This is a genomic window from Brevibacillus sp. JB24b (genome assembly GCF_051713385.1).
GTDB classification, from domain to species: Bacteria; Bacillota; Bacilli; order Brevibacillales; family Brevibacillaceae; genus Brevibacillus_B; species Brevibacillus_B laterosporus.
Genome location: NZ_JBNVQV010000001.1, coordinates 902,171 through 923,953, shown reverse-complemented (window position 1 = coordinate 923,953; position 21,783 = coordinate 902,171). Strand labels below are relative to the sequence as shown.

18 protein-coding genes are annotated in these 21,783 nt (G+C 38.2%); 1 reads left to right on the top strand and 17 read right to left on the bottom strand.

Going from position 1 to position 21,783, the window contains the following annotated elements:
* Nucleotides 1–125: 125 nt before the first annotated feature.
* The 8 genes from ACQV1I_RS04955 to ACQV1I_RS04920 all read right to left on the bottom strand — a co-directional run bounded on the left by ACQV1I_RS04955 (nucleotide 126) and on the right by ACQV1I_RS04920 (nucleotide 10,579).
* Nucleotides 126–1,199 carry an HD-GYP domain-containing protein gene (locus ACQV1I_RS04955; RefSeq protein ID WP_201747381.1) on the bottom strand — a complete coding sequence of 358 codons (1,074 nt, stop codon included), beginning with the start codon at nucleotides 1,197–1,199 and terminating at the stop codon, nucleotides 126–128.
* Nucleotides 1,200–1,539: 340 nt separating this feature from the next.
* Entirely contained in the window at nucleotides 1,540–2,985 is a 1,446-nt protein-coding gene (locus tag ACQV1I_RS04950; protein WP_116332937.1) for a BglG family transcription antiterminator, read from the bottom strand.
* A 295-nt stretch (nucleotides 2,986–3,280) separates the two neighbouring features.
* Nucleotides 3,281–4,492, bottom strand: a complete 1,212-nt coding sequence (locus ACQV1I_RS04945; protein WP_094700682.1) for an ABC transporter permease — start codon at nucleotides 4,490–4,492, stop codon at nucleotides 3,281–3,283.
* Nucleotides 4,489–5,211, bottom strand: a complete 723-nt coding sequence (locus ACQV1I_RS04940) for an ABC transporter ATP-binding protein (protein ID WP_094700720.1) — start codon at nucleotides 5,209–5,211, stop codon at nucleotides 4,489–4,491. The genes ACQV1I_RS04945 and ACQV1I_RS04940 overlap by 4 nt, the downstream gene beginning before the upstream one ends.
* A gap of 1 nt (nucleotide 5,212) precedes the next feature.
* On the bottom strand, nucleotides 5,213–6,811 hold the full coding sequence (locus ACQV1I_RS04935; RefSeq protein WP_116332934.1) for an efflux RND transporter periplasmic adaptor subunit: 1,599 nt from the start codon (nucleotides 6,809–6,811) through the stop codon (nucleotides 5,213–5,215).
* Between the two features lie 239 nt (nucleotides 6,812–7,050).
* Complete coding sequence (locus ACQV1I_RS04930; protein WP_094700721.1) at nucleotides 7,051–8,475, bottom strand: HAMP domain-containing sensor histidine kinase; 1,425 nt, start codon at nucleotides 8,473–8,475, stop codon at nucleotides 7,051–7,053.
* On the bottom strand, nucleotides 8,465–9,151 hold the full coding sequence (locus ACQV1I_RS04925) for a response regulator transcription factor (RefSeq protein WP_116332932.1): 687 nt from the start codon (nucleotides 9,149–9,151) through the stop codon (nucleotides 8,465–8,467). Before ACQV1I_RS04925 ends, ACQV1I_RS04930 begins: the two co-directional genes overlap by 11 nt.
* Nucleotides 9,152–9,490: 339 nt before the next feature.
* The gene (locus tag ACQV1I_RS04920) at nucleotides 9,491–10,579 is read right to left on the bottom strand and encodes a hypothetical protein (protein WP_116332931.1); all 1,089 of its coding nucleotides are present in this window, start codon (nucleotides 10,577–10,579) and stop codon (nucleotides 9,491–9,493) included.
* A 333-nt stretch (nucleotides 10,580–10,912) separates the two neighbouring features.
* On the opposite strand from ACQV1I_RS04920, the gene ACQV1I_RS04915 reads away from it, so the two are divergent.
* Complete coding sequence (locus ACQV1I_RS04915; RefSeq protein ID WP_094700685.1) at nucleotides 10,913–11,254, top strand: YxeA family protein; 342 nt, start codon at nucleotides 10,913–10,915, stop codon at nucleotides 11,252–11,254.
* An 88-nt stretch (nucleotides 11,255–11,342) separates the two neighbouring features.
* Here ACQV1I_RS04915 and ACQV1I_RS04910 read toward each other — a convergent pair whose 3' ends face one another.
* The 9 genes from ACQV1I_RS04910 to ACQV1I_RS04870 form a co-directional block, all read right to left on the bottom strand.
* A complete protein-coding gene (locus ACQV1I_RS04910) occupies nucleotides 11,343–12,344 on the bottom strand; it encodes a 2-hydroxyacid dehydrogenase (RefSeq protein WP_094700686.1) in 1,002 nt (333 codons plus the stop codon).
* A 63-nt stretch (nucleotides 12,345–12,407) separates the two neighbouring features.
* Nucleotides 12,408–13,463, bottom strand: coding sequence for an AEC family transporter (locus tag ACQV1I_RS04905; protein WP_094700687.1), 1,056 nt, complete (start codon nucleotides 13,461–13,463; stop codon nucleotides 12,408–12,410).
* A 249-nt stretch (nucleotides 13,464–13,712) separates the two neighbouring features.
* The gene (locus tag ACQV1I_RS04900; protein WP_116332929.1) at nucleotides 13,713–14,426 is read right to left on the bottom strand and encodes a response regulator; all 714 of its coding nucleotides are present in this window, start codon (nucleotides 14,424–14,426) and stop codon (nucleotides 13,713–13,715) included.
* A complete protein-coding gene (gene dcuS / locus ACQV1I_RS04895; RefSeq protein WP_094700689.1) occupies nucleotides 14,419–16,035 on the bottom strand; it encodes a DcuS/MalK family sensor histidine kinase in 1,617 nt (538 codons plus the stop codon). The genes ACQV1I_RS04900 and dcuS overlap by 8 nt, the downstream gene beginning before the upstream one ends.
* A gap of 308 nt (nucleotides 16,036–16,343) precedes the next feature.
* Entirely contained in the window at nucleotides 16,344–17,768 is a 1,425-nt protein-coding gene (locus ACQV1I_RS04890; protein ID WP_116332927.1) for a SpoVR family protein, read from the bottom strand.
* Nucleotides 17,769–17,940: 172 nt separating this feature from the next.
* Nucleotides 17,941–18,960 (bottom strand): 2,3-diaminopropionate biosynthesis protein SbnB, encoded by a 1,020-nt coding sequence (gene sbnB, locus ACQV1I_RS04885; protein ID WP_094700691.1) that lies wholly within the window; start codon nucleotides 18,958–18,960, stop codon nucleotides 17,941–17,943.
* Nucleotides 18,961–18,987: 27 nt separating this feature from the next.
* Nucleotides 18,988–19,974: a 2,3-diaminopropionate biosynthesis protein SbnA gene (gene sbnA, locus ACQV1I_RS04880; protein ID WP_018671523.1), complete on the bottom strand. Its 987-nt coding sequence runs from the start codon at nucleotides 19,972–19,974 to the stop codon at nucleotides 18,988–18,990.
* Nucleotides 19,971–20,852, bottom strand: coding sequence for a formyltransferase family protein (locus ACQV1I_RS04875; protein ID WP_094700692.1), 882 nt, complete (start codon nucleotides 20,850–20,852; stop codon nucleotides 19,971–19,973). The genes sbnA and ACQV1I_RS04875 overlap by 4 nt, the downstream gene beginning before the upstream one ends.
* A 34-nt stretch (nucleotides 20,853–20,886) precedes the next feature.
* Nucleotides 20,887–21,648 (bottom strand): ParB N-terminal domain-containing protein, encoded by a 762-nt coding sequence (locus ACQV1I_RS04870; RefSeq protein WP_116332925.1) that lies wholly within the window; start codon nucleotides 21,646–21,648, stop codon nucleotides 20,887–20,889.
* Nucleotides 21,649–21,783: the final 135 nt, after the last annotated feature.

Here is a 21,783-nt window from a genome sequence, read left to right as displayed (position 1 = left end):
ACAAGTAGCACTAGATGTTAGTTCTATTATAAGGGATAGAGGAATGTTTCAGATATACTTTTCGAAATATTCTTTCATGTATATAGTTAACTAAATTGATTTATTATTTCCTCGCTTTTCAATCCTTATCCAATTGCTTTGCAATCAGAAATAACCAAGTTCAATTCGCTGGACAAATCGATTTCATATGGGGGTAATGTAACGTGGGCTTCATTTTCCAATATGCGAACAATAGGCCGTGATGACATGCCTGGGTTATTCTTGACAATAACACCTGAGTATCCTGAGCTTAAGGTTACAAACATGCCTACAGGATATAAATAGATGGAATTACGAAAAGCTTGCAATACCTTCTGACAAAACTGAGTACCCGAGCCTGCAAACAGAAATTCCATGGCATCGTGTGGTAACATTGGCTTTCGATATACACGCTTGCTGGTCAAAGCCTCGAAGACGTCACACACCCCAATTATTTTCGCAAATAAGTGAATATCTGCTTCCTGTAAGCTACGGGGATACCCTTTTCCATCCATTCGTTCATGATGCTGATAGGCGCATTGCGCAACCACCTCTGGAATTGCTGGCAGTCGCTGTAATAGTGCAAATCCCTTACTTGCGTGCGACTTCATCAAGTCATATTCTTCATCGGTTAATTTCTCGGCTTTATGAATAATCTGAGTTGGGATCATCAATTTCCCCACATCATGTAAGAGCGCACCTAAGCCTACATCTGTGAGTTGCTCCTTATTCAAGCCCATTCTCAATCCAACTAATACACTATAGATCATTACATTGAAGGAATGGACAAATATACTTTTATCAAAAACACAAATCCTTCCTAGCAAATCCATGACCATGGAGTTATTCTTGCATGTATAAATTAAATTCGCCAGCATATCCTGAGCGCCTGAGCCCATTTGTTCTCCTGCGATAGCTTTAGAGTGGGAACTATCAAATGTGGTATGCACAAAATCTATGGCTTCCTTCCTTGCTTGTTCAGATATAACATCCTTAGCAGGAGTATCCGCTATATCTTTATGTTGAACATGGATGGAATTGATATTTAATTCATTTAGTCGTTCAATCATACTTTGAGTTAAAGTTACCCCATTACCCACTAAAACCGAACCATTGCTACTATAAATATTGCGTGAAAGCTTCATACCAGACTCACAGTGATTAATAGAAAGTAACTGCATGTATATTTATAAATCCTCCCTAAAAGCTGACATTACATAAGACTTTATACCTAAGTCGTAATACATATATTACATATGAACTGATTTTCCTATCAAGTGCATTAATTACCGTTACTAAAGGTAATTTTTTTACCTCCTTGATAAAGTCATCTCCAGCTATCCATTTTCACGATGCCTTTCCTGTACATAAGATAATACTTTTCCACTTTTTTTAGCATTCTGATCATGATCTCTAACAGAAATAAAAAAGACGCTTCTTCTCATGTTATTAAAAGAGAAAACGTCTTTTTTGAGTTGGATCCTTCAAGCTAAACGGACTCATTACTTGGCAATCATAAATTTAATTATCGTTAATAAATTGCTGGAGGGTATGAAGGTTACGCTGAGATAAAATGGATTGAACTCGAATAACCGGGATGGATTGTATATCAATAGGAATGGTAGTAATAATTATATCTATATCTAACGTTTTGATTTGCTCCTCTGTTATATCATACAAATACTGATCCGATACTTGTAATTTTTCTCCAAACCTTTCTCTTAGAATAGCCTCCATATATCGTTTCCAGCTTGTTCCTTCTCCAGATATAATAAGAGCCTTTTTCGATTGAGGTTTAAATGAGATCGTAGCTTCTAGTTGCATCGTTACATTAGCAATTTCATCATCAATGATATGATCAGCTATACCGTATTTTTTTGCCCATTCGTTATATACTTCTTTAACTAGTAGAAACGTTTCTCGATGTGTCTCCTTAATATATCTGGTAATGGTTTTTTCTCTTACTTGTATTGTAGAGAAATACTTTAGGGTATATATGGTTCTCTTAAAATAATCAATTAGGGTAAAAACAAATTCCTCATCATGGATCAATGATTTTTTGATTCGGTTCTCCAGCATGTGAATGAAATCCTTCATATATATAAATACTTGTATTTTTCCTTCTTGAAAATATTGAAGTGCTTCCTTTTTTACTTTATGGATATCCTTATACACATGCTTGGAAGCCTTAATAACAATCGTTATAACAACTTTGTCCTCTGTTGTTAAAGAGATATTATAATCCGATGTTAACTGATCCAGTATCGTTGATATTGTATGGTAATAAGGTGTTCCAATATTATATTGTGAAAATTGATTGCCTAAATTGATCTGATAGCCTTGTTTTTTCCTAATTAATAAAATAGCTATATAATAAGATAGCTTATGCCTATCACATACATCAAAAGTGATACCTAATGCTTCTTCAACCTCATCTAGGTACTGTAAGCATAATTCCTCGTATTCTACAAACGGCCATTCTTTATTGGTATAGGAGCTAGTATATAGTTCAAAAAACATCATGATGATTTGAAGTTCATTGCCTACAATTTGGAGGGGATTTCTCTGAAGCTGTAATTTATATGTCTTTAAATGTTTCCCAACTCTTTTTAGAACGTTTTGAAGAGAAGGCCCTTGGATAAATAAATTCTCGGCTAATTGGGAAACGGTTTTACTATTCCCTTCGAGCAATTGCTGAAACACTTGAAAAGTGAACGAATCTCTCACAAGTAAAGATATCACTTCATTTATAGAGGAGCTTTCCGGTAAAAATAATTGGACTCCCTTACCTTTTACAGAACAAATCTCCCAGCCAGGTGGCAAAAAATCTTTCATGATGGAAATTTCCTTGGCAACAGTTTTATATGAACAACCTATTTTTTCCGATAATTCCTTAACTGTAAACCATCTATTTTCTCCACCAAGGAGCTTCATAATTTGAATTTGGCGATACTTTTCTTTTCTCATGTCCTTCTATCCCTATAGGATCTCCTTTCTTATGGTAAAAATAGCTTCTACCAAATGAATCAAATATAATCTGTCATTTTCTTGTGCGTAATAAATTCTTACTATCTTAATACAGAATAAATAAGAAAAGGTTTCAGTTTTATTTAACTAAATCATTATATAAGAAAAAAAACCCCTTTTTCTTGTTTACAAAACAAGGAAAAGGGCTTACCTAATTCTTCATACATTTGCATGAGTAGTATATATTCTTCTTTACGATTCAATTCTAAGATATGTAGTAGGTACAAATGTATTTTTATTCATATCTCAATGCGTCAATTGGCTTCATCTCTGCAGCCTTTTTAGCAGGATACACGCCAAATACCACACCAACAAATAAAGATGATAAAAAGGCATACAGCATGGGAGTTATTGTAATTGCAATCTCCACCCCACCGAGCTTGTTCACGATCCAAGCAGCTCCAATTCCCAGCAGAATTCCGATCATTCCCCCTAAGAAGCTCAGAGTAACTGATTCAATCAAAAATTGTTGCATAATCGCTAGCTTGGTTGCTCCGATGGCTTTGCGAATCCCAATTTCACGAGTACGCTCCGTGACTGAGACCAGCATGATGTTCATAATGCCGATACCACCCACTACTAAAGAAATTCCAGCAATTCCTGATAACAATGTTGTCATTACGCTGGTTACGCTTTGTGCAGTTTCCAAAATATCTGATTGCGAACTTATGGTAAAATCATTTTCCTGACTAGGCATTAACTTGTGCTGAGCTCGCAAGGTTTGTTGAATATCAAACTGTGCCTGAAGCATTTCATCTGCTGAAGTAGCCGAAGCATAGATTGTCCGAATGCTGCTTTGTCCTAGACGCTCCATCGCCGTTGTAATTGGAATGATTACCTTATCATCATTATTGGTCATGCCTGAGCTACCTTGGCTTTTTAAAATGCCCACCACTGTAAATGGAATTCGATTAATTTCAATCGTTTTGCCAATTGGACTTTCATTGGAGCTGGCAAAAAGATTTGTGACAACCTCTGAGCCGATCACCACCACATTTGCCTGCTCGCTTACCTCAAAGCTAGTAAAAAATCTTCCCTCTTGTAAGCTAACATTACGTACTTCTGGAAAAGCTTCTGTCGTGCCTTCCAGACTGGACAAATAGTTGTCACTCTGATACACCAACTGCGCTCGCGTGCTAACGGCAGGGGTAACATCTGCTATGGAATCCTTTTGTTGAAGGGCTTTAGCATCCTCTAACCGGAGTGAAAGCGAACCTGCCCCCAAACTAATGCCACCTTGCTTTGCTTGCCCTGCCGAGATAATTAACAGATTACTCCCTAAGCCGTTAATTTGATTGGCTACACTAGCTTTTGCCCCTTCCCCGATCGCTACCATTGTGATCACAGCAGATACACCGATCATGATACCTAACATGGTTAGAAAAGACCTAAGTTTATTAGCTGTTACACTTCGTAGCGATACGCGCATAGCTTCCCAATAATTCATAATACCACTTCCTCAGAATTCGCTATTCTTCGCTCTTGGACCACATCATTAGCTATTATCTGTCCGTCACGGAAATGGATGACTCGCTTCGCATATTCAGCAATATCTGGTTCGTGAGTGACTAGAATAACCGTTTTTCCTTCATCATTTAATCGTTGGAAAATCCCCATAATCTCTTGACTAGTCTTGGTATCAAGAGCACCTGTAGGCTCATCTGCCAAAATAATTACAGGTTGATTAACCAAGGCACGCGCAATGGAAACACGTTGCTGTTGCCCACCTGATAATTCATTTGGTTTGTTGTATAACCGATTGCCAAGTCCGACCCTGTGTAGGGAATCAATAGCTCTCTTTCGTCTCTCCCTGGCATCTACACCTGCATATAAAAGTGGTAGTTCCACATTTTCTACGGCAGGTGTACGCGGAATCAAATTAAAATTTTGGAAAACAAAGCCTATTTTCTGGTTCCGAATCTTAGCTAACTCCTCATCCTCTGCCTCTGAAACAGGATAGTCATCAAGATAAAAGGTTCCACTTGAAGGTTGATCCAAGCAACCAATCATATTCATCATGGTAGACTTACCAGAGCCTGAAGGCCCCATGATGGCTACAAAATCCCCTTTTTGAATTACCAGATTTACTCCTCGCAGAGCATGTATCTCTTGATCTCCAATAACATACTTCTTTTTCACATCCGTAATGCGAATAACTGCTCTCACATTATCTTGCTCTTGCCCCGCCTTGGAAACCACCTCCACCACTTGGCATACCTCCTCCCATTACGGGCATACCACCCATACCTGGTGACATTGTGCCTTGCCCCATTTGACGATTACTGGAGGAGCTAGATACTTGCATGGTTAAAAGGATTTGATCTCCTTCTTCGAGACCAGAAGTAATCTCAACGCGATCTGAGCCTATCAGTCCAGTCGTTACTTCCTTAAATTGATAACCTGATACATTTTGTCCTCTGTTACGCGATTTATTTTTTGAATCGGTTGTTGCTTTCATTTCTTTGCCTGTAGCAGCGTCATCTTTTCCTTTTACCAAAACGCCTGTTTTCCCACCTTGTTCGCGCAAACCAGCAATTGGGACATAGAGCACATTCTTTTGTGTCCCTACATGAATTGTTGTCTGGAGCGTCATGCCTGGTTTTAACAATCCTTCTTTATTGCCGACGGTAAGGAGTACTTTGTAGGTTGTCACACCTGATTCTGTACTGCCCTCTGGGTACACTGTTTCCACTTTTCCTTGAAACTTTTTACCATTGTAGGTTCCGATGGTAAAAGTGGCTTCCATGCCTTCCTTGATTTTACCAATATCACTCTGACTGATCTGGGCCATCACTCCCAATTGTTCGGCATTCGAGTTGTCCATAATTAAAAAGGGAGAACTTGCCACTTCACCTACCTGCCCATTCACCTGTAAAATGACGCCGTCCATTGGTGCTTTTAACGTTAGCTTTTCTAAATACTGCTGCTGTTGCTGTAGCTGTACCTCAGCTTGGGCAACTGATGCTTTTGCAGCTTGTAAGGAAGACTCTTGGGCTGGAGTTTTTGCTTGATTAAATTGAGCTAATGCCGAATCGTAAGCAGCTTGTGCCTGAGCAACATTATTATTACTTTGATCGATTGTTTGACTGTACTGCATGCTAGCCGTTTTGTATTCTGCTTCAGCCTGATTGAGACTATTTTGTGCCTGATCTAATTCACTTTTGGAGATAGCACCCGCTTCATATAATCTTTTTTGGGTTTCAACATTTTTTTGAGCCTCTTGCAAGTTACTGCTTGCTTTGTCTTGTTGGATTAACGCTTTTTGATTGTCGAAATTTTTCTTAGCAGATTCCAATGATGCTTTTGCTTTCGTCACATTAGACTGTAATACTAAAATTTCATTCTCATCTTTTGTTTGCATTTTTTCCGCTAAGCCAGCCTTAGCGGATAACAGGTTGGCTTCTGCAATCTTTACCTGCATCAAAGCAGTAGACTGATCCATGGTAGCGAGTACCTGTCCTGCTTTTACAGAATCACCTATTTTTACATGTATTGCCGAAATGACATCATCACCACTCGGAAATGTTAAAGTCATTTGTTGAGCGGCTTGCACCGTTCCCGAAGCAGCAACGATCTCCGAAACATCCCCTCTCTGGACATTCACTGTCTGCATAATCGTAGCAGCACTTGAAGGAGTGACAAACTTACTATAGACAAAAATGCCCGTTCCACACAGTAAGGCTAAAGCTACTGTTCCCATGATGATCCGTCTCTTCTTCTTTTCCATTCCACTAAAAAATGATTTCTTCGTTGTACTTCCAATCATTAGGATTTCCCCCAAAAAATCGTTTATTTTTTTCAAACAAACTTTGTGATGAACTAACTATAAGTTCGCTGTATGTCAACTAGATGTCTGTCCTGTGGGAAATCTGATGAATTCTGGAGGTAAAAGAATGAAATCCTCACCTGAGATCAAAAAGGGCATCATAAAAAAAGTTGTCCACAGTTACCTTTGTAATCAGTAATTGTGGACAACCTATATGAGTGATTTTGTCTATCTATGGATTATGGTTTTAGATTTAACTCATTTTTTACAGTCAATGTAAAAATGGTCTTCTCCTTAACACTCTCAGTCAATTCAAGATCGCCACCAAGCGCTTTTGCCATCATTTTGCTAAAAGGTAATCCTAGCCCAAGTCCTCTTACCCTATGCTTCTTCTCTTCTCCACGATAAAATCGTTCAAAAATGTTTGCCTTTTCTGATTCCAAAATTCCGACACCATTATCTTGAACACAAATCTGAAGAACGTCAGCTTGATGTAATAGAGTTACCTGTATAATTCCGTTTAGTCCTGTCGCTTGTTTTGCGTTATTTAATAGATTATATAAAATTTGCTGTATACGTAGTGGGTCGGTGTCAATCCATATCTCTTGTTCAGGAACATTCGTATGAAGAACAAGCGTGTTCTCCTCTTGTCCAATCAACCATTGGTGTGTAATTTCTTGCACGAGATGATTCATGTTCTGCGATTGTTTATTAACTTTAATATCTCCTACCGCAAATGAGTTAAAATCTAATAAATCTTCCACCATTTTTTGTAAACGAAAAATCTCTTTTGAGCAAATATCCAGAAATTCTTTGGCTACTTCACCGGTTACCACATCATCTTTAACCGCTTGTAACAGCCCGCTGATGGAGGTAACTGGTGTTTTCAGCTCATGCGTAACTCCAGCCAATAGCTCCGTTCGCATCAATTCTAACTGACGGAGTCGATCAGCCATATCTTTAAACGATTGAATAAGTTCATAGATTTCTTTTTCTTTGATGTCCTTTTTCAGTTCAATATCGTAGCGTCCCGTCACAATCTGTTTAGCCGCATCCGCAACTTCCTTCACGGGTTCCGATAATTTTTTTGTTAAATAATAAATAACAATCCAACCTAACAGTCCAAGACTTGTTAGCATAATACATAATTGTTGCAACGTCTCTATGCTACGATCCATCTCTTTTTTGGGAGAAAAGAGAAACACCCATCCTAGTGTTTGACCATTTTCCTCTATCTTCTGGGTAAGACAAATAGCAGTATCTCCTGAGCGCGTCTGTATTTCTTGCACGGCTTGATCTTCTTCCCAATTAGGAGACATTCGGCGGAGTATATCGTCAACAAATCGATGTGATTTTCCAAAGACAATCTGCCGGTGTTCATCTAATATCATGACCATGGGCTTAAATCCTCCCATGAAGCGTTGTCGATTCTCTACTAATCGCGCTAGGAAGACAGGTATTACAATCCCAGTCCCGTCCGCTGATACAATTTGTTCAGAAATCTCCACAGCCATATATCTCATGACATCTAACCGTTTTTGCGTTTCATTGTAACTTATCCACATGCTAGAGAAAAGTCCAATGACGACAAGACCAACACATAAGGTTAATACATAACGAGTTGTCCAATAAGTTAATAGCGTCTTCCGCTCTTTATTTTTCATTGACACAGAACTGATACCCCAATCCTCGTAGTGTACGAATCTCTCCTTCATCAGTTGGCCAATTTTGCAAGGTTCTACGGATACGCTTCACCGCAAGATCAACAGCACGATCACTGCCCTCATAATCCATCCCCCAAACCTGCTCGATTAATTGCTCTCTAGTAAAGGTCTGATTGGGATGCTGTGCTAAAAATAGAAACAGTGAAAGATCACGTGGTGTAAAAGTAAGCTCAATACCATGTAATGTGACAGAATGAGCCCGATAATCTACTTTTAAACTTCCAAAAATTCGAGTCTGGTAGTCACCCATGACCAGTAAGGAGCGTCGCATAACAGCATTAACACGTGCTACTACCTCCTCACCAATAAAAGGCTTGGTAATATAATCGTCTGCACCCTGATTTAACCCGTTTATCTTCTGATCCAGTTGCCCCAACGCTGTCAGCATGATAACCGGACAACTGCTTTTGGTACGAATATACTCCAGCACCTTCCACCCACTCTGCCCTGGTAGCATGACGTCTAATAAGACCAGAGAAGGTGCCACACGGTCAAATGTATGTACGGCTTCTTCACCATCAAAGGCAAGCTCTACTTGATACCCTGCTTTTTCTAAATAAACTTGTAGAACCCGAGAGATCGGTCCTTCATCTTCTACTATTACAATTGTTTGCATAATTTGCTCCCTTCCAGTATATGAGGTTAGGGCTCTATCAAAAGAATACGAAAAACAAACCTAAAGGAAAAGGGGGAATATTTTGGAAGTTAATGTAAAGAAAACTAAACACAAGCATGGTCTTCCTGAAAATCAGGAAAACCATGCCAATTGACATCACACATTATATCGGGAGTGGGAGGATACTATAAACATGAGGATACTACTTTTTGCCGCATTACTTCTGCTATTTTGCCGGATACTACTGCCGTTTTTTTACATTGCCTATAACTTACTAGTAGCTTAATTGCCGTAATTGTTAGCCACTAGCTTTCATTTTTTACTACTTATCTATTTTAATTACTCAGCCTCTTCTTCAGACTCAGCCTCTGCTTTTGGATTTTTCTTGTTTTGCATTTTTTCTAACCACTCTTGTAGTAGTTTGTTCACGGTATCAGCATCATCCGCGTCAGCGGCTGCTTTGATCTGTTCCATGATATTTTCTTTTCCTTCACGAACAAAATGCTTGATACCTAGTTTTTCCATCTCTTCTTTTGCTTGTTCTTTGGTTAGCGTTCCAGCTTTTACTTGCTCCTGGATTTCATCCAGTTTTTTCATTGTTTCTTCGTCAAGTTTGATACCTTCATGGATTGCATGCTTGATACCTAGTTTTTCCATCTCTTCTTGTGCTTGTTCTTTGGTTAGTGTTCCAGCTTTTACTTGCTCCTGGATTTCATCGAGTTTCTTTTTCGTTTCTTCATCTATTTTGAATTTGATGTTTTTATGAACAGGCTGATCGATTCCTAGTTTTTCCATTTCCTCTTTTGCTTGTTCTTCGGTTAATGTTCCAGCTTTCACTTGCTCACGGATTTCATCCAGTTGCTTTTTCGTTTCTTCATCAAGTTTGATCATTTTAAGAACAGGTTGCTTGATTCCTAACTCTTCCATTTTATCTTTTGCCTGATCTTCAGTTAGTGTTCCAGCTTTCACTTGTTCTTGGATTTCATCAAGCTTCTTTTTTGTTTCCTCATCTAGTCTCTTAACTATTTTAACCTTACCCTTTTCAAAGCCTTTCAGTCCAAGATCTTCCATTTCCTCCATTGCTTGCTCTTCTGTCAACGTGCCATCCTTTACTTGCTCACGAATTTCATCTAGCTTTGTCTTCGTTTCTTCATCCATTTGTGGACGCTTGCTTTCTTTCATTTTTTCCTGCTGATCAAACAGCTTCTGGAAATCGTCAGCTAGATCAGGATTATATTTATTGATGATCTTCATTAATTCCTGCTGATTAGCTTGTCTATCCTCTAGAGAATAGTGTACACGTTTTTGAAAAGTTTGTTCTACTTTTGTTGTCTCTACGTTTGTATTAGTTGCCGCAAAAGCCGCGGTTGGCGCAAACACTGCAAGGGCTAATGCTCCGATCATCCATTTCGATGCTTTTTTATTCATTCGAATCAAACTCCTTCATAGTTGATTTGCAAGAAGAACTTCTTACAAGTAACAATTTACTAATGGAGTATGTCAGGTGAATGTCCACCATAAGGAAAAGTTGTGGGAAAGCTGAGGATGGCTTTTCTATTTTAGAACTCCCAAAAACATTGACAATTAAATGAATATTTCGTATGTTTTGTATAACTTTAGTGATTGTAAGAAGGGGAACCTATTGACTTGGTGAACTACTTATCGCTTAGCTAGCGCTTGAAGTGGAAGACTTCTCAGCTGAACGGTTACATAGTAAAAGGAATCCATACCCACTATGACTGTAGAAAGGACGTTTTTGTATTGAAAAAGAATCTAAGCCTTATCATTGCTCTTTTACTAGGAAGTGTGGCTTTGGCGGGTTGTGAGCGGGATCAATACAATGTTTTAGGTAATGAAACAGAGTTTTATGCTGCCATGTTAAGTGAAGGTAAAGATGTAACCAATCAAGGCAAGAAATATAATCTCCCCACCTATGATAAAGATGGAAATAAAAAAATCCTTACTTACATCGCGGATTCTAAAATACCAGAAGGCTCTTTAGTTAAATTCACAATAAATCATCAAGGCGATGTGACAAATCTTGATAACGTAGCCATTAAAGACATTCCAGAACCAGCTCAGAAACAACTACATATTCAATAGAGCTAATTGGTCAAATAAAAACAGCCACCTTTCTCTACCCAGATGAAAGGTGGCTACTTGCAAAGAGACTATTACTTTTACAAAATTGTTATGCTACTTCGTTATCACATCTTCCCGCAGTAAGGAAGCTATACAGGTTCTCATAAGAGATTTCTACCATGTTTGTGAGCGCTTCATCTGTGTAAGAACCGATATGTGGTGTTACCAGCACTCGCGGGAACATGTTGATTAGCTTTTCAATTGTTTCATTAGGCAAAGCCTGATCCTTCAAGTTTTTGAAGAAGAAAGTAGATTCATTTTCAAATACGTCGGTACCGAAACCAGCTAGTTTATTTGTTTCTAAAGCTCGTAGAATTGCTTCATTATCTTGCAACTCACCGCGAGATGTGTTGATCAGCACAGCTTGATCTTTCATTTTCGCTAGGAACTCGTCGTTAATCATTTTGTAATTCTGATCCTTGAAGAACGGAACATGGACAGATATTAAGTCAGATTTCGCTAATACTTCATCTAGAGGAAGATAATCTACAATGATTTTAGCTGCTTCATTTTCAAAAACGTCGTATGCTACTACATGAGCTCCCAAGCCTTTGAATAATCTAGCAGTTGTTAAGCCAATTTTACCTGTACCCAAGATACCTACAGTGCAATTGCGAATTTCCTTACTAAACATAGAAGCATCTACTGTGAAGTCTTTATCTTTTGTTTTATTAGCTGTATAAGAAGCATTGCGCATCAACATCATGCCAAGTGTAAGTGCTAATTCAGAAATCGCATTTGGAGAATAAGCTGGTACGCGAGCTGCTTTCATACCACAATCCTTCACCGCTTGTAGATCAATATGGTTAAAACCTACCGTTCTAGTGAGTAAATATTTCACTCCGTAGCTAGCTAATTTTTCGATATTCGTACGAGTCGCCTTACAATTACCGCGAACCATAACCGCATCTGCACCTTTAGCCATCTCAACATTTGTATCATTCATTAAATCTGTTACTAGTGTTAAATTATAATTGAATTTGTTTAGTTTTTGAAAGAATTCAACCTCTACATCACGTACACCATAGCAAACTAAATTAACTGTTTTCATTTGAAATCCTCCCTCTCTTTTGTGAACCTACTTGCCATTTTCTCTAGTTTTTCGCTATTTCTTTTATACAAACAGTCCCAAAGATTTAATCATTTCTAGGACAACAATCCATAAAGGCATTGCTAGCACACCAAGTATTGTGGATAACAAGGAGCAGTTAGATGTTAATACTGCCTCTTTATCAAAGCTGATGGCATAAGCTGCTGCTACTGTTGCTGTTGGTGTAGCCATCATGATTACTACCGTTGCCAAAGCTACATGAGAGATTGGCAATAGACCAGTCATTGTTAGGACAGTCAAGATCACGATATTAACAATCGGAACGATGACAACTTTGTTTAAGCTGTAGTACCAAGCATCTTTTACTTTTACAGCGTCTTTTAGAGAAATCTCAGCAAGAGTAGCACCGATAGACAACCAAGCAAGTGGAGAAGCTAATTTAGCTAGATAATCCATTGGTTTAAATAACCACAAGGCTGTTTGGTCTATGCGTAGGAATGCGTAGCTTACTTCTTTTCCATCTGCCATCATGTGAACCTGTGGAATATAATTTTGGAACATCCAGATAAACAATCCAGCAAAGGTAGCTAATACGATTGGATTTAAAAACATTGTTTTGATATTTTTTGCTTCCATTTTTAAACCAGACATCTTGATATAGCCGTAAGAGTAAAGGAAAATGCGATATCCAATGTTAAAGATAGAAGCGAACATAACACCAACTGCACCATACATAACTTGTACAATTGGAATCCCGAAGAAGGTAGTGGAACCAAAGATCGTTAGAACACGTAGTACATCTTGTTTATCGCCTGCATATTTCGCAAACAGTGGTTTAGTAACAATGATTAGTACGATGTAGACCAAGATTCCCCAAATCAGAAGGTTAATCCCTTGCTTCAAGGATTCTGTATTGATGTCGGTCATAAAAGCCGTAAATGCTAGTGCTGGAAGAGCTACAGATAAGATAACGTTGCTTAAAATCTTAGCTGTTTGCTTTGATAGCACTTCTTTCTTACGTAAAAAGAATCCTAAGAAAATAATAAAGACTGAAGAACTAATGGCACTAACAATCTTGCTATCTGTTAATGTGCTAATAAAAATTTCCCCGATATTCATCGAGCACTCCCCCTTGTATTGCAAATGTGAATACTTTCACATTATGGCTCAAAAAAATAAGTAAGTTATTTGTTTTACCTTTGTGAATCAATTCACATTCCTTATGGTTCTATCATAATCCTACTTTTCTATTCTGCCTACCTTATCTAACTTATTAAACTGATTATGTAACTAATGTAACCAAACAAAGAAAATATCTGCTTTTAAAAATAAAAAAAGGCGACCAGTCAAATGCTAGTCGCCTTTTTCTTACATATATTGTTTCATGCGCTCGCTACTATCTTCGACTGTCCGGTGCTTACACACTGGACGTCCAACGGTCCCATACATAATTTCAGCCTTTAACACTCCGATTTCGCTTAAAAAGTTCAAGTATTTCCGCATAGATACACGCGATATACCTACTTCGTGAGCCATTTCTTCCGTGGAAAATGCTTGCCCTCTTCTTTCGGTAATATGATCCCAAATTAATTGTAATGTCGTACGCGTCAATCCTTTTGGAAGGTCCAATAACATATGGACATGGTCTTTATCCTTGGCTAACAATAATTTATCCAAATCGGTTTGACTTAATTTTTTTTGACGTTTCATCACGCTAGCTTTCTCTTTATAACCTTGAAGGGCCTCCTGTAAGCGTTCAAACTCAAATGGCTTAATTAAATAATCAACAGCACCAAATTGCAACGCCTTATTAATGCTTTTCGTATCACACGCTGCTGTGATCATAATGACATCAATACTTCTTTCTCTTTGACGGATTTGTGTGAGAAAGTCAAATCCACTCTTGCCAGGCAAATAAACATCAAGAAGTACAAGATCAACCTCTATCTCGTCAATCATCTCTAAAGCCTTGTTAACATCATTGGCCACAGCTTGAACGGTGAAGCCTTCCACCATCTCTAAGTATCTTTTATTAAATTCTGCAACCATTGGGTCATCTTCTACGATTAGCACCTTAATCATCATACTCATCCTTCATTTTGTAAGGCAGGGCTATTACAAAGCTCGTTCCTTTTCCCTCAACAGAATGGATAGCAATCTCACCTTTCCACTTATCCACATGCTGAGTAACAAAATACAGCCCCAATCCTCTATTTTCTCCTTTAGTCGAAAAACCCTTAACAAAAATTTCTCGTCTAAATGTTGGTGGAATTCCTTGTCCGCTATCGGTTAGTTCAATTAAAATCTGTTCTTCTGTTTGTTCAATTTTGAGCTCTACTTTTTTAACCTCTGCATGTATAGAAGCTTCCATAGCGTTATTAATCAGATTTCCGACAATGGTAATGAGAGAATGAATCAGCTCTGAATCTTCAGTTTCAGCTAAATAACTCTCTTCGTTTAAGATCAGCTCTACATCATCTTCTCTAGCATCGCTTATTTTTCCCAATAGAAATCCAGCGAAAACTGAACTCTTAATCCTTCTCACAATAAACCCAATTTCTTTTTGGTGTTGGATTGAAATTTGTTTAATATATTCATTGAGCTGGTCATAATAGCCCATGTGTATCATGCCTTGAATAACATGCAATTTATTTTTAAATTCGTGCGATTTGGCCCGAAGCGCATCGGCGTAGAGCTGGATTCCTGTAATTTGTTCTACCAGTTGTTGTATTTCTGTCTTATCTCGGAAAGTAGCCACAACTCCTACTACATAATCATCAACAACTACTGGTACACAGTTAATCACAAGTGAGATTCCATTGATACTGTAATGCTCATCCAACTGTGCCTTGCCCGTACGCAAGGTTTCCTCCAATATCCACATGTGATCACTCGCACACTTGCCTACGATTTCCTCAGAGCTATCTGCTAGTTGTAATAACCGGCGCGCCTCCGAATTGACCAAGGTAATGATCCCTTCCCGATCCACAGCTATAACACCTTCACGGACGGATTGAAGCATCGCACTTTGTTCTTCTAGCACTTTCGCAATAGCAAAAGGCTCTAGTCCAAACAAAATCTTTTTAATATGTCTGGCAAACAGCAACGCTCCAATAATACCAATCGCAATTCCAAGTATCATGCTTAGGTAAATCACCGATCGGCTCTGCTTAACTGCTTTTCCTACATCATCTAATGCGATGCCGACAGTCACAACACCAATCTGTTTGCCATTATTATCATATACAGGCGTAAATACTCGTAATGCCTCGCCCAGTACTCCTACTGCGATGGAGATGTATTCTTTGCCAGATAATGAAGCATTCGCATCTTCCCGGTCCATAAAGGATTGTCCTACTCTGGAAGGAAGAGGGTGAGATTTTCTAATTAAATTCATATCAAGCACGACCACAAAGCTCACATTCGTCAAATCTTTGATCCGATTAGAATAGGTCTGAATTTCTGCTTGATCTCGCTTGCCTGTTAATCCCTCAATAACAACGACCGAATTAGCTACAATCCGCCCAATATCGGTCACCTTCTCAGACAAGCTATCCTTGGTTTGACTAGCAATATCCCTGCTAATCAGCATATTTGTAACCAATAGAGAACTAATAACGACAATTCCAATAAGCAAAATAATTTTTGTGTGTAAGCTAAGCTGCAACTTCCTTTTGCCAGGTTTGTTCATGAACAGGCTAAGCTCCTTCTGCTCGAGATGTCTAGTTACTTATGAATAGGCTAAGGTGCTATACCCCCTGAGTCGCTATGTTTCTCTATGCAACTGACAGATTACTCCTTAGTTTTTTACGCTATTTTACCCATTATACTAAACTTCATAGATATGTAATATTGTTATCAAAAAAGATTGGTAAATTGTCGATAATAGAGAGGATTTTATGAATAGTCAAGAAAACAAAAAACATCCCGTCTCATCCTTACAGATGATTCGAGATGTAAATATACAGACATGAATGTACCACACTGATTTCCTACATCCTATAAAAACCGCCGATGAACCTTTTTTCCATCATAGCTAAAGACCACAGCTCGATCATCCAATGTAGTTTCGATGTGTACATTTTTACCCCATAATGTGAAGACGTACGGTAAGGTTTTCTCAACGTATTTCACATCTAGCTCCAATCCCTCATATAGATGCTTGATATACAATTCTCCGCTACGGAGGTAGTCTCCATCTTGTACGATCAAGTACGGGAAGCCTCCATTTACACGGGAAAGTGCTAATTGATCACGCACCAGCTCCCACTGTTTTTGTGTGATCACCCAATCGTTCCCCTGCTTTCCGAATGTATACATATCCAATTGCCTTACGAGGTCTTCTGTCAGATAGTTACGGATAAACGAAATATCTCCATCCAGTTCACGCACCTCAAAGATTTTTTCCAGTCCTTGATTTGGCTTGCGACCGAAACGCTCCTGTTCTTCTTTCGTAGGATTATTAAAACGCATCTCAATATCCTCAAACATTTTCAGACCTAAATGATACGGATTAATGCTGGTAGTAGATGGCTGTATCACTGAAGAGTGTAGCTTAGCAAACTCGATTGTTTCAGCTTCGGTCAAATCCATCTCCCGAAGAATCCGACAATGCCAAAAGGATGCCCAGCCTTCATTCATAATCTTCGTTTCCATTTGTGGCCAAAAATATAGCATCTCATCGCGTATAATAGTCATGATATCGCGTTGCCATGGTGCCAAATATGGGCTATATTCCTGGATAAACCAGAGCAGATCTTTCTCCGGTTGCGCTGGAAACCGTTGTGTTTGATTAGAAGCAACATCTGTTTGTAGGTCTGCTTGATCTAACTTCCATAAATCATCATAGGGCGAACTAGGCTTAGAAATCTTAGGTGCATCCGTCTCATTTCCATATGGTTTTGCTCTTTCTTTGTTGGGCTGGATCAGTCTTGGATCAATATGTTCCTGAATCCCGATGCAAGCATCCAACAGCTCCTCCACTTTCTCTTTTCCATAGGCAATCTCGTATTCCCGAATACGATCAGCACTAGCTGCCATGCTCTCTACCATATTGCGATTGGTATTGCTAAAGCGTACGTTATTCTTGAAAAAATCGCAGTGAGCCAGTACATGGGCCACGATTAATTTATTTTGGATCAAGCTATTTCCGTCTAATAAAAAAGCATAGCATGGATTAGAGTTAATCACTAATTCATAAATTTTGCTGAGATTTAAATCATACTGAAGCTTCATTTTATAGAAGCTTTTCCCAAATGACCAATGCGAATATCTGGTTGGCATACCATAGGCCCCAAATGTATAAATAATCTCTGCTGGGCATATCTCATACCGCATGGGATAAAAATCTAAGCCAAACCCTTTGGCAATTTCCGTTATTTCATCAATCGCATACTCCAGTTGACGTTGTTCCTCCTGGTTCATCCAAGATCCCTCCTTTTCTCCTCTACACCATGTATATGTAAAGCGTGGAAAAGAAATAAGGTAAATAAAAAAAAGCACATTGTTTGACTACTAGCGTCAAAAATGTGCTTCTTTGTCCATTACAAAATCATTTTCTCATACGGCCTAGCCCATTACTTATTTTTCATTCCATTTAGTACAGGCTCAATGTTGTGCCGATTTTTTCTTGCCGTGCTTTTTTATATATTTCATAGGCGCAAGAGATATCCTCTATAGCCATCCCCATCGGATTTAGAATGATGATCTCGTCATCGGTTTCTCGGCCTGCTTTTTTATTAGTAATAATATCCCCTAGCTCTGCATGTAGCATTTCTTTTGAAAACTTTCCTTCTAATACTAATTGATTAATAATTTTTTTCTCTCGATTGGATTGATCCCAGTCATCAACAACCACTTTATCCGCCCGTAAGAAAGCTTCCTTCTCTATATCCATAATAGAAATGTTACTTACAAAAGTCCCTTTTTGAATCCACTCTGCTTTAATATAAGGCTGGTCTGTTACTGTGCAAGTGACTAAAACTTCAGCATTCTCTACCGCACTTTGAGCTGATTGATGAATTTGGAATACAACATGACTAAAGCGCTGCTGCATCTCCTTACCGAACATCTCAGCCTTTTGTAAATCTAAATCAAACAAATGTACGTTCTTTATATGGTCAAACTGTTCCAATAAAGAATTTATTTGCATCTTAGCAATTAATCCACAACCTATAACGGATAAATGTTGGAACCCTTTTTTAGCCAAATATTCCGTTGCTACTACTGTTACTGCCGCAGTTCTCATGGCACTGATAACACTGCCCTCTAAAATCGCAATGGGGAAGTTCGTTTCAGGATCGTTTAAAATGATCAAAGCACTAGCTCTTTCCATGTTCTTTTTCGTAGGATTTGAAAACTTACTTCCAATCCACTTGATTCCTGAAATAGAAGGCTCTCCTAAGTAGGCCGGCATAGCTATGATTCGATCTGCGATATGTTCATCTTTTTTATTTGTCTTCAAATACGGTTTTAATGGCTGACTAAAGTTCTTTTCTGAATGTAGTGCAAGAGCTTGTTTTATAGCTTGAACGTATATCTCAGACTTATAGCCACCTACATTAATAATATCTTGCTTGTTCAGATAGATTAATTCTGGCTTTGTTTCCACTAACATCATAACCACTCCTTTATCACTATCGCTTTATTTAATCGAAACAGATTTATAAATGGATGTAGGCAATGTAATTTCATGTTCGCTCATCCATTCATCTGAAAAAATGGTGCTATAGTATCTATCTCCCCTGTCAGGCAGAATTGCTAATACTCTTTGTCCTTTAGGTAAATCCTCCAGTAAGCGTAAAGCAGCACAAACAGTTGCCCCTGATGACCCACCAACAAGTAGTCCTTCCTGTAATACTAGTTGCCTTGTGATATAAAACGCATCTGCATCATTTACATAGCTTAATTGATCATACAAACTTTTATCTAAATTGCCGGGAACGATTGCATTTCCAATACCAAGCAATCTTCGCGGACCTGGTTGCCCACCAAAAATCACCGATCCTACAGCGTCTACAGCTAAAATTTTCACAGAAGGGCTTAGTTTTTTCATTTCCGTTGCTACTCCTGTTATTAATCCTGCTGTACCGACCGGGCATACAATCCAATCTAATGTATCCTGAAAATCACTATGGATTTCACGGGCTAATGACTGCATATACGCTTTAGGATTTTCTGGATTGTTATATTGATTTGGCCAATAAGCCCCCTCTATCGAGCTCTCTAATAGTTGTGCCGTAGCCAATCTTGTTTTCAAATAATTACCATGCTCATCTGACTTATCTACCATATGAACCTGTGCTCCAAATGCTTTAATCAGGTTCAAATTGACCTTGCTAATCTTAGGGTCTACTACACAAATCATTTGATAGCCTTTCATCTTAGCCACCATAGCTAGTCCTATAGCCAGATTGCCTGATGAGGACTCAACAATTGTTCCATTTGGTTTCAAATGTCCATTTTTTTCAGCAAACTCAATGATACGTTTGGCAACCCTATCTTTTGAGCTACCACCAGGATTAAAGCCCTCTAGTTTTACGAACAATTCGCTATTTTCACGCTGTACTAAATGTTTAAGCTTAACAACCGGTGTATTTCCTATTAGTTCTAGAGCACTTTCATAAATCATGTTCTCGCCTCCCATGCTTTTTTAAATGACATTTGAGACTTTTTCATTGATAGAAATTGTTCCTGGGCTATCTTCTTTTTATCCTCATCAAAATTTTTACTTAAAAAATTTTCTCCCAAGCTACTTACATCACATTTGATCCCTACATATTGCAAATCAGGGTTCTCAAATTCTACTCTCGCCTGATTGACCAAAAGCTCAAAAGCTAATTGATAGCAAGTAGCTTTAACTTCCCAAATAGATTCATAACGAAAAGGTTCCTTTATCCTTACCGCTCTAATGATTGGACCTGTATCTATTCCGTTATCCACATAATGTATGGAAGCTCCAGCAGCTCTTTGAAAGTCTTTCTCATTACCTTTTACAGCCATATTTTCGATGGCATACATTCCTCTCGCATAGGGGAGAACGGCTGAATGAGCATTAATAATGTTGCCATCTGTATACTCAATCCACCAAGGTTTTAAAATTTGATCCAAAAAAATGTATACAGTAAGATCATACTCTTTGGCCAAATTAGCTATGAACACTTCCATATCAGCATGATTCAAATTGGGTCCACTATAATGGACATGCGGAATGACCTCAGCAGGATAGGAAGGGATTCCGTATAATGTCATCATGCTTTTTTCTGCTTCACTGATGGTTCCATATAACAAAAGAAGCTCATTGTATTCACTCTCTGTGAGTTGCTTTTTACCAGAGTAGGTACTGTGAAATTGTACCTTTTGCCCGCTGGTATCTTGCGTGTCTCTAATAACAATACCCTTGAATGAAGTTGTATCTTTAAAGCTTTCATACCAATCCCTAATTAAATAGACAGCGTGAAAACTTCCCTCTGTCAGTAATAGATGAGCTTTAGCCTTTTTGGTCTCCACCTAAAGTCTCCTCCCCTTTTTTTACATTTTCCTCCTAAATTTCACACAAAAAAACTGGATCAGTATAAAGCCTTATAGAAGTCCTCCATAATTCCAGCAATTCGAACCAATCCTCTTCTACGTAATCTTCTCGAATTAAAAAACTGAGCGGAATGTTTAAATTCAAAATCCGCCCACAAGTAAGGATAAATTTTGTTACACCTGCTGGTAAAAGGAGGTTTTCAACCACTATATTTTTAATTTGATCAATATGAAAAGCAGGATATTGAAAAACAATGCCTCTATCAACAGGCGATTGCCCTGCTGTTATACGATCAAATTTATATTTACTGGAATAAGAATTAACGATCTCCTTCCAAATCTTAATCCTCTTTTTTACATCCATGTGAAAATCTGAAGCAGTGTATACATAGTGCTTCTCATTCCTAACGAAAAGGGTCGCAATCGGATCTACAGCATATTTTTCCTTTCTCCACAATAAATCTGGGTTCTGTAGTAATTCCTCAATGAGATTATCCGCATCTAAAATGTGATGAGCCCAAGCTTCTATGGAGAGGTATTCCAAATCAACCACCTGTATCACAATTCGTTTACAATTTAATTTTTGTAAAGATAATGTGCGATGAGCCCCATCAAGAATCAAATATTTGTCATGTTCAAGTTGCAAAGCGATAGGAGGATTTTTAACTTTTTGCTCGTTTTTAATTTTGCTGCAAAGTTTTTCTAACCTTTCTACTTCGTATTCTTCATGTAAAAATACTTGACTAATTGGTACTACTTTTAGCTCAGATAACACATTAATTCCTCCTTTACAGCTAAATTGAAATGATCAGCTACCTATATATACGAAACCTATCTGCAAAAAATTTAAAATATTTATAATCTTTTTAACCCATTTCATTTTAACATCACTCATGATATATTTCATTAT

Excerpts from the sequence above, each read along its gene's own strand:
- ACQV1I_RS04955 (WP_201747381.1), bottom strand. The coding sequence starts at position 1,199 with ATGCAGTTACTTTCTATTAATCACTGTGAGTCTGGTATGAAGCTTTCA.
- ACQV1I_RS04950 (WP_116332937.1), bottom strand. The coding sequence starts at position 2,985 with ATGAGAAAAGAAAAGTATCGCCAAATTCAAATTATGAAGCTCCTTGGT.
- ACQV1I_RS04945 (WP_094700682.1), bottom strand. The coding sequence starts at position 4,492 with ATGAATTATTGGGAAGCTATGCGCGTATCGCTACGAAGTGTAACAGCT.
- ACQV1I_RS04935 (WP_116332934.1), bottom strand. The coding sequence starts at position 6,811 with ATGATTGGAAGTACAACGAAGAAATCATTTTTTAGTGGAATGGAAAAG.
- ACQV1I_RS04930 (WP_094700721.1), bottom strand. The coding sequence starts at position 8,475 with ATGAAAAATAAAGAGCGGAAGACGCTATTAACTTATTGGACAACTCGT.
- ACQV1I_RS04925 (WP_116332932.1), bottom strand. The coding sequence starts at position 9,151 with ATGCAAACAATTGTAATAGTAGAAGATGAAGGACCGATCTCTCGGGTT.
- ACQV1I_RS04920 (WP_116332931.1), bottom strand. The coding sequence starts at position 10,579 with ATGAATAAAAAAGCATCGAAATGGATGATCGGAGCATTAGCCCTTGCA.
- ACQV1I_RS04910 (WP_094700686.1), bottom strand. The coding sequence starts at position 12,344 with ATGAAAACAGTTAATTTAGTTTGCTATGGTGTACGTGATGTAGAGGTT.
- ACQV1I_RS04905 (WP_094700687.1), bottom strand. The coding sequence starts at position 13,463 with ATGAATATCGGGGAAATTTTTATTAGCACATTAACAGATAGCAAGATT.
- ACQV1I_RS04900 (WP_116332929.1), bottom strand. The coding sequence starts at position 14,426 with ATGATTAAGGTGCTAATCGTAGAAGATGACCCAATGGTTGCAGAATTT.
- dcuS (WP_094700689.1), bottom strand. The coding sequence starts at position 16,035 with ATGAACAAACCTGGCAAAAGGAAGTTGCAGCTTAGCTTACACACAAAA.
- ACQV1I_RS04890 (WP_116332927.1), bottom strand. The coding sequence starts at position 17,768 with ATGAACCAGGAGGAACAACGTCAACTGGAGTATGCGATTGATGAAATA.
- sbnB (WP_094700691.1), bottom strand. The coding sequence starts at position 18,960 with ATGTTAGTGGAAACAAAGCCAGAATTAATCTATCTGAACAAGCAAGAT.
- sbnA (WP_018671523.1), bottom strand. The coding sequence starts at position 19,974 with ATGATTTATGAAAGTGCTCTAGAACTAATAGGAAATACACCGGTTGTT.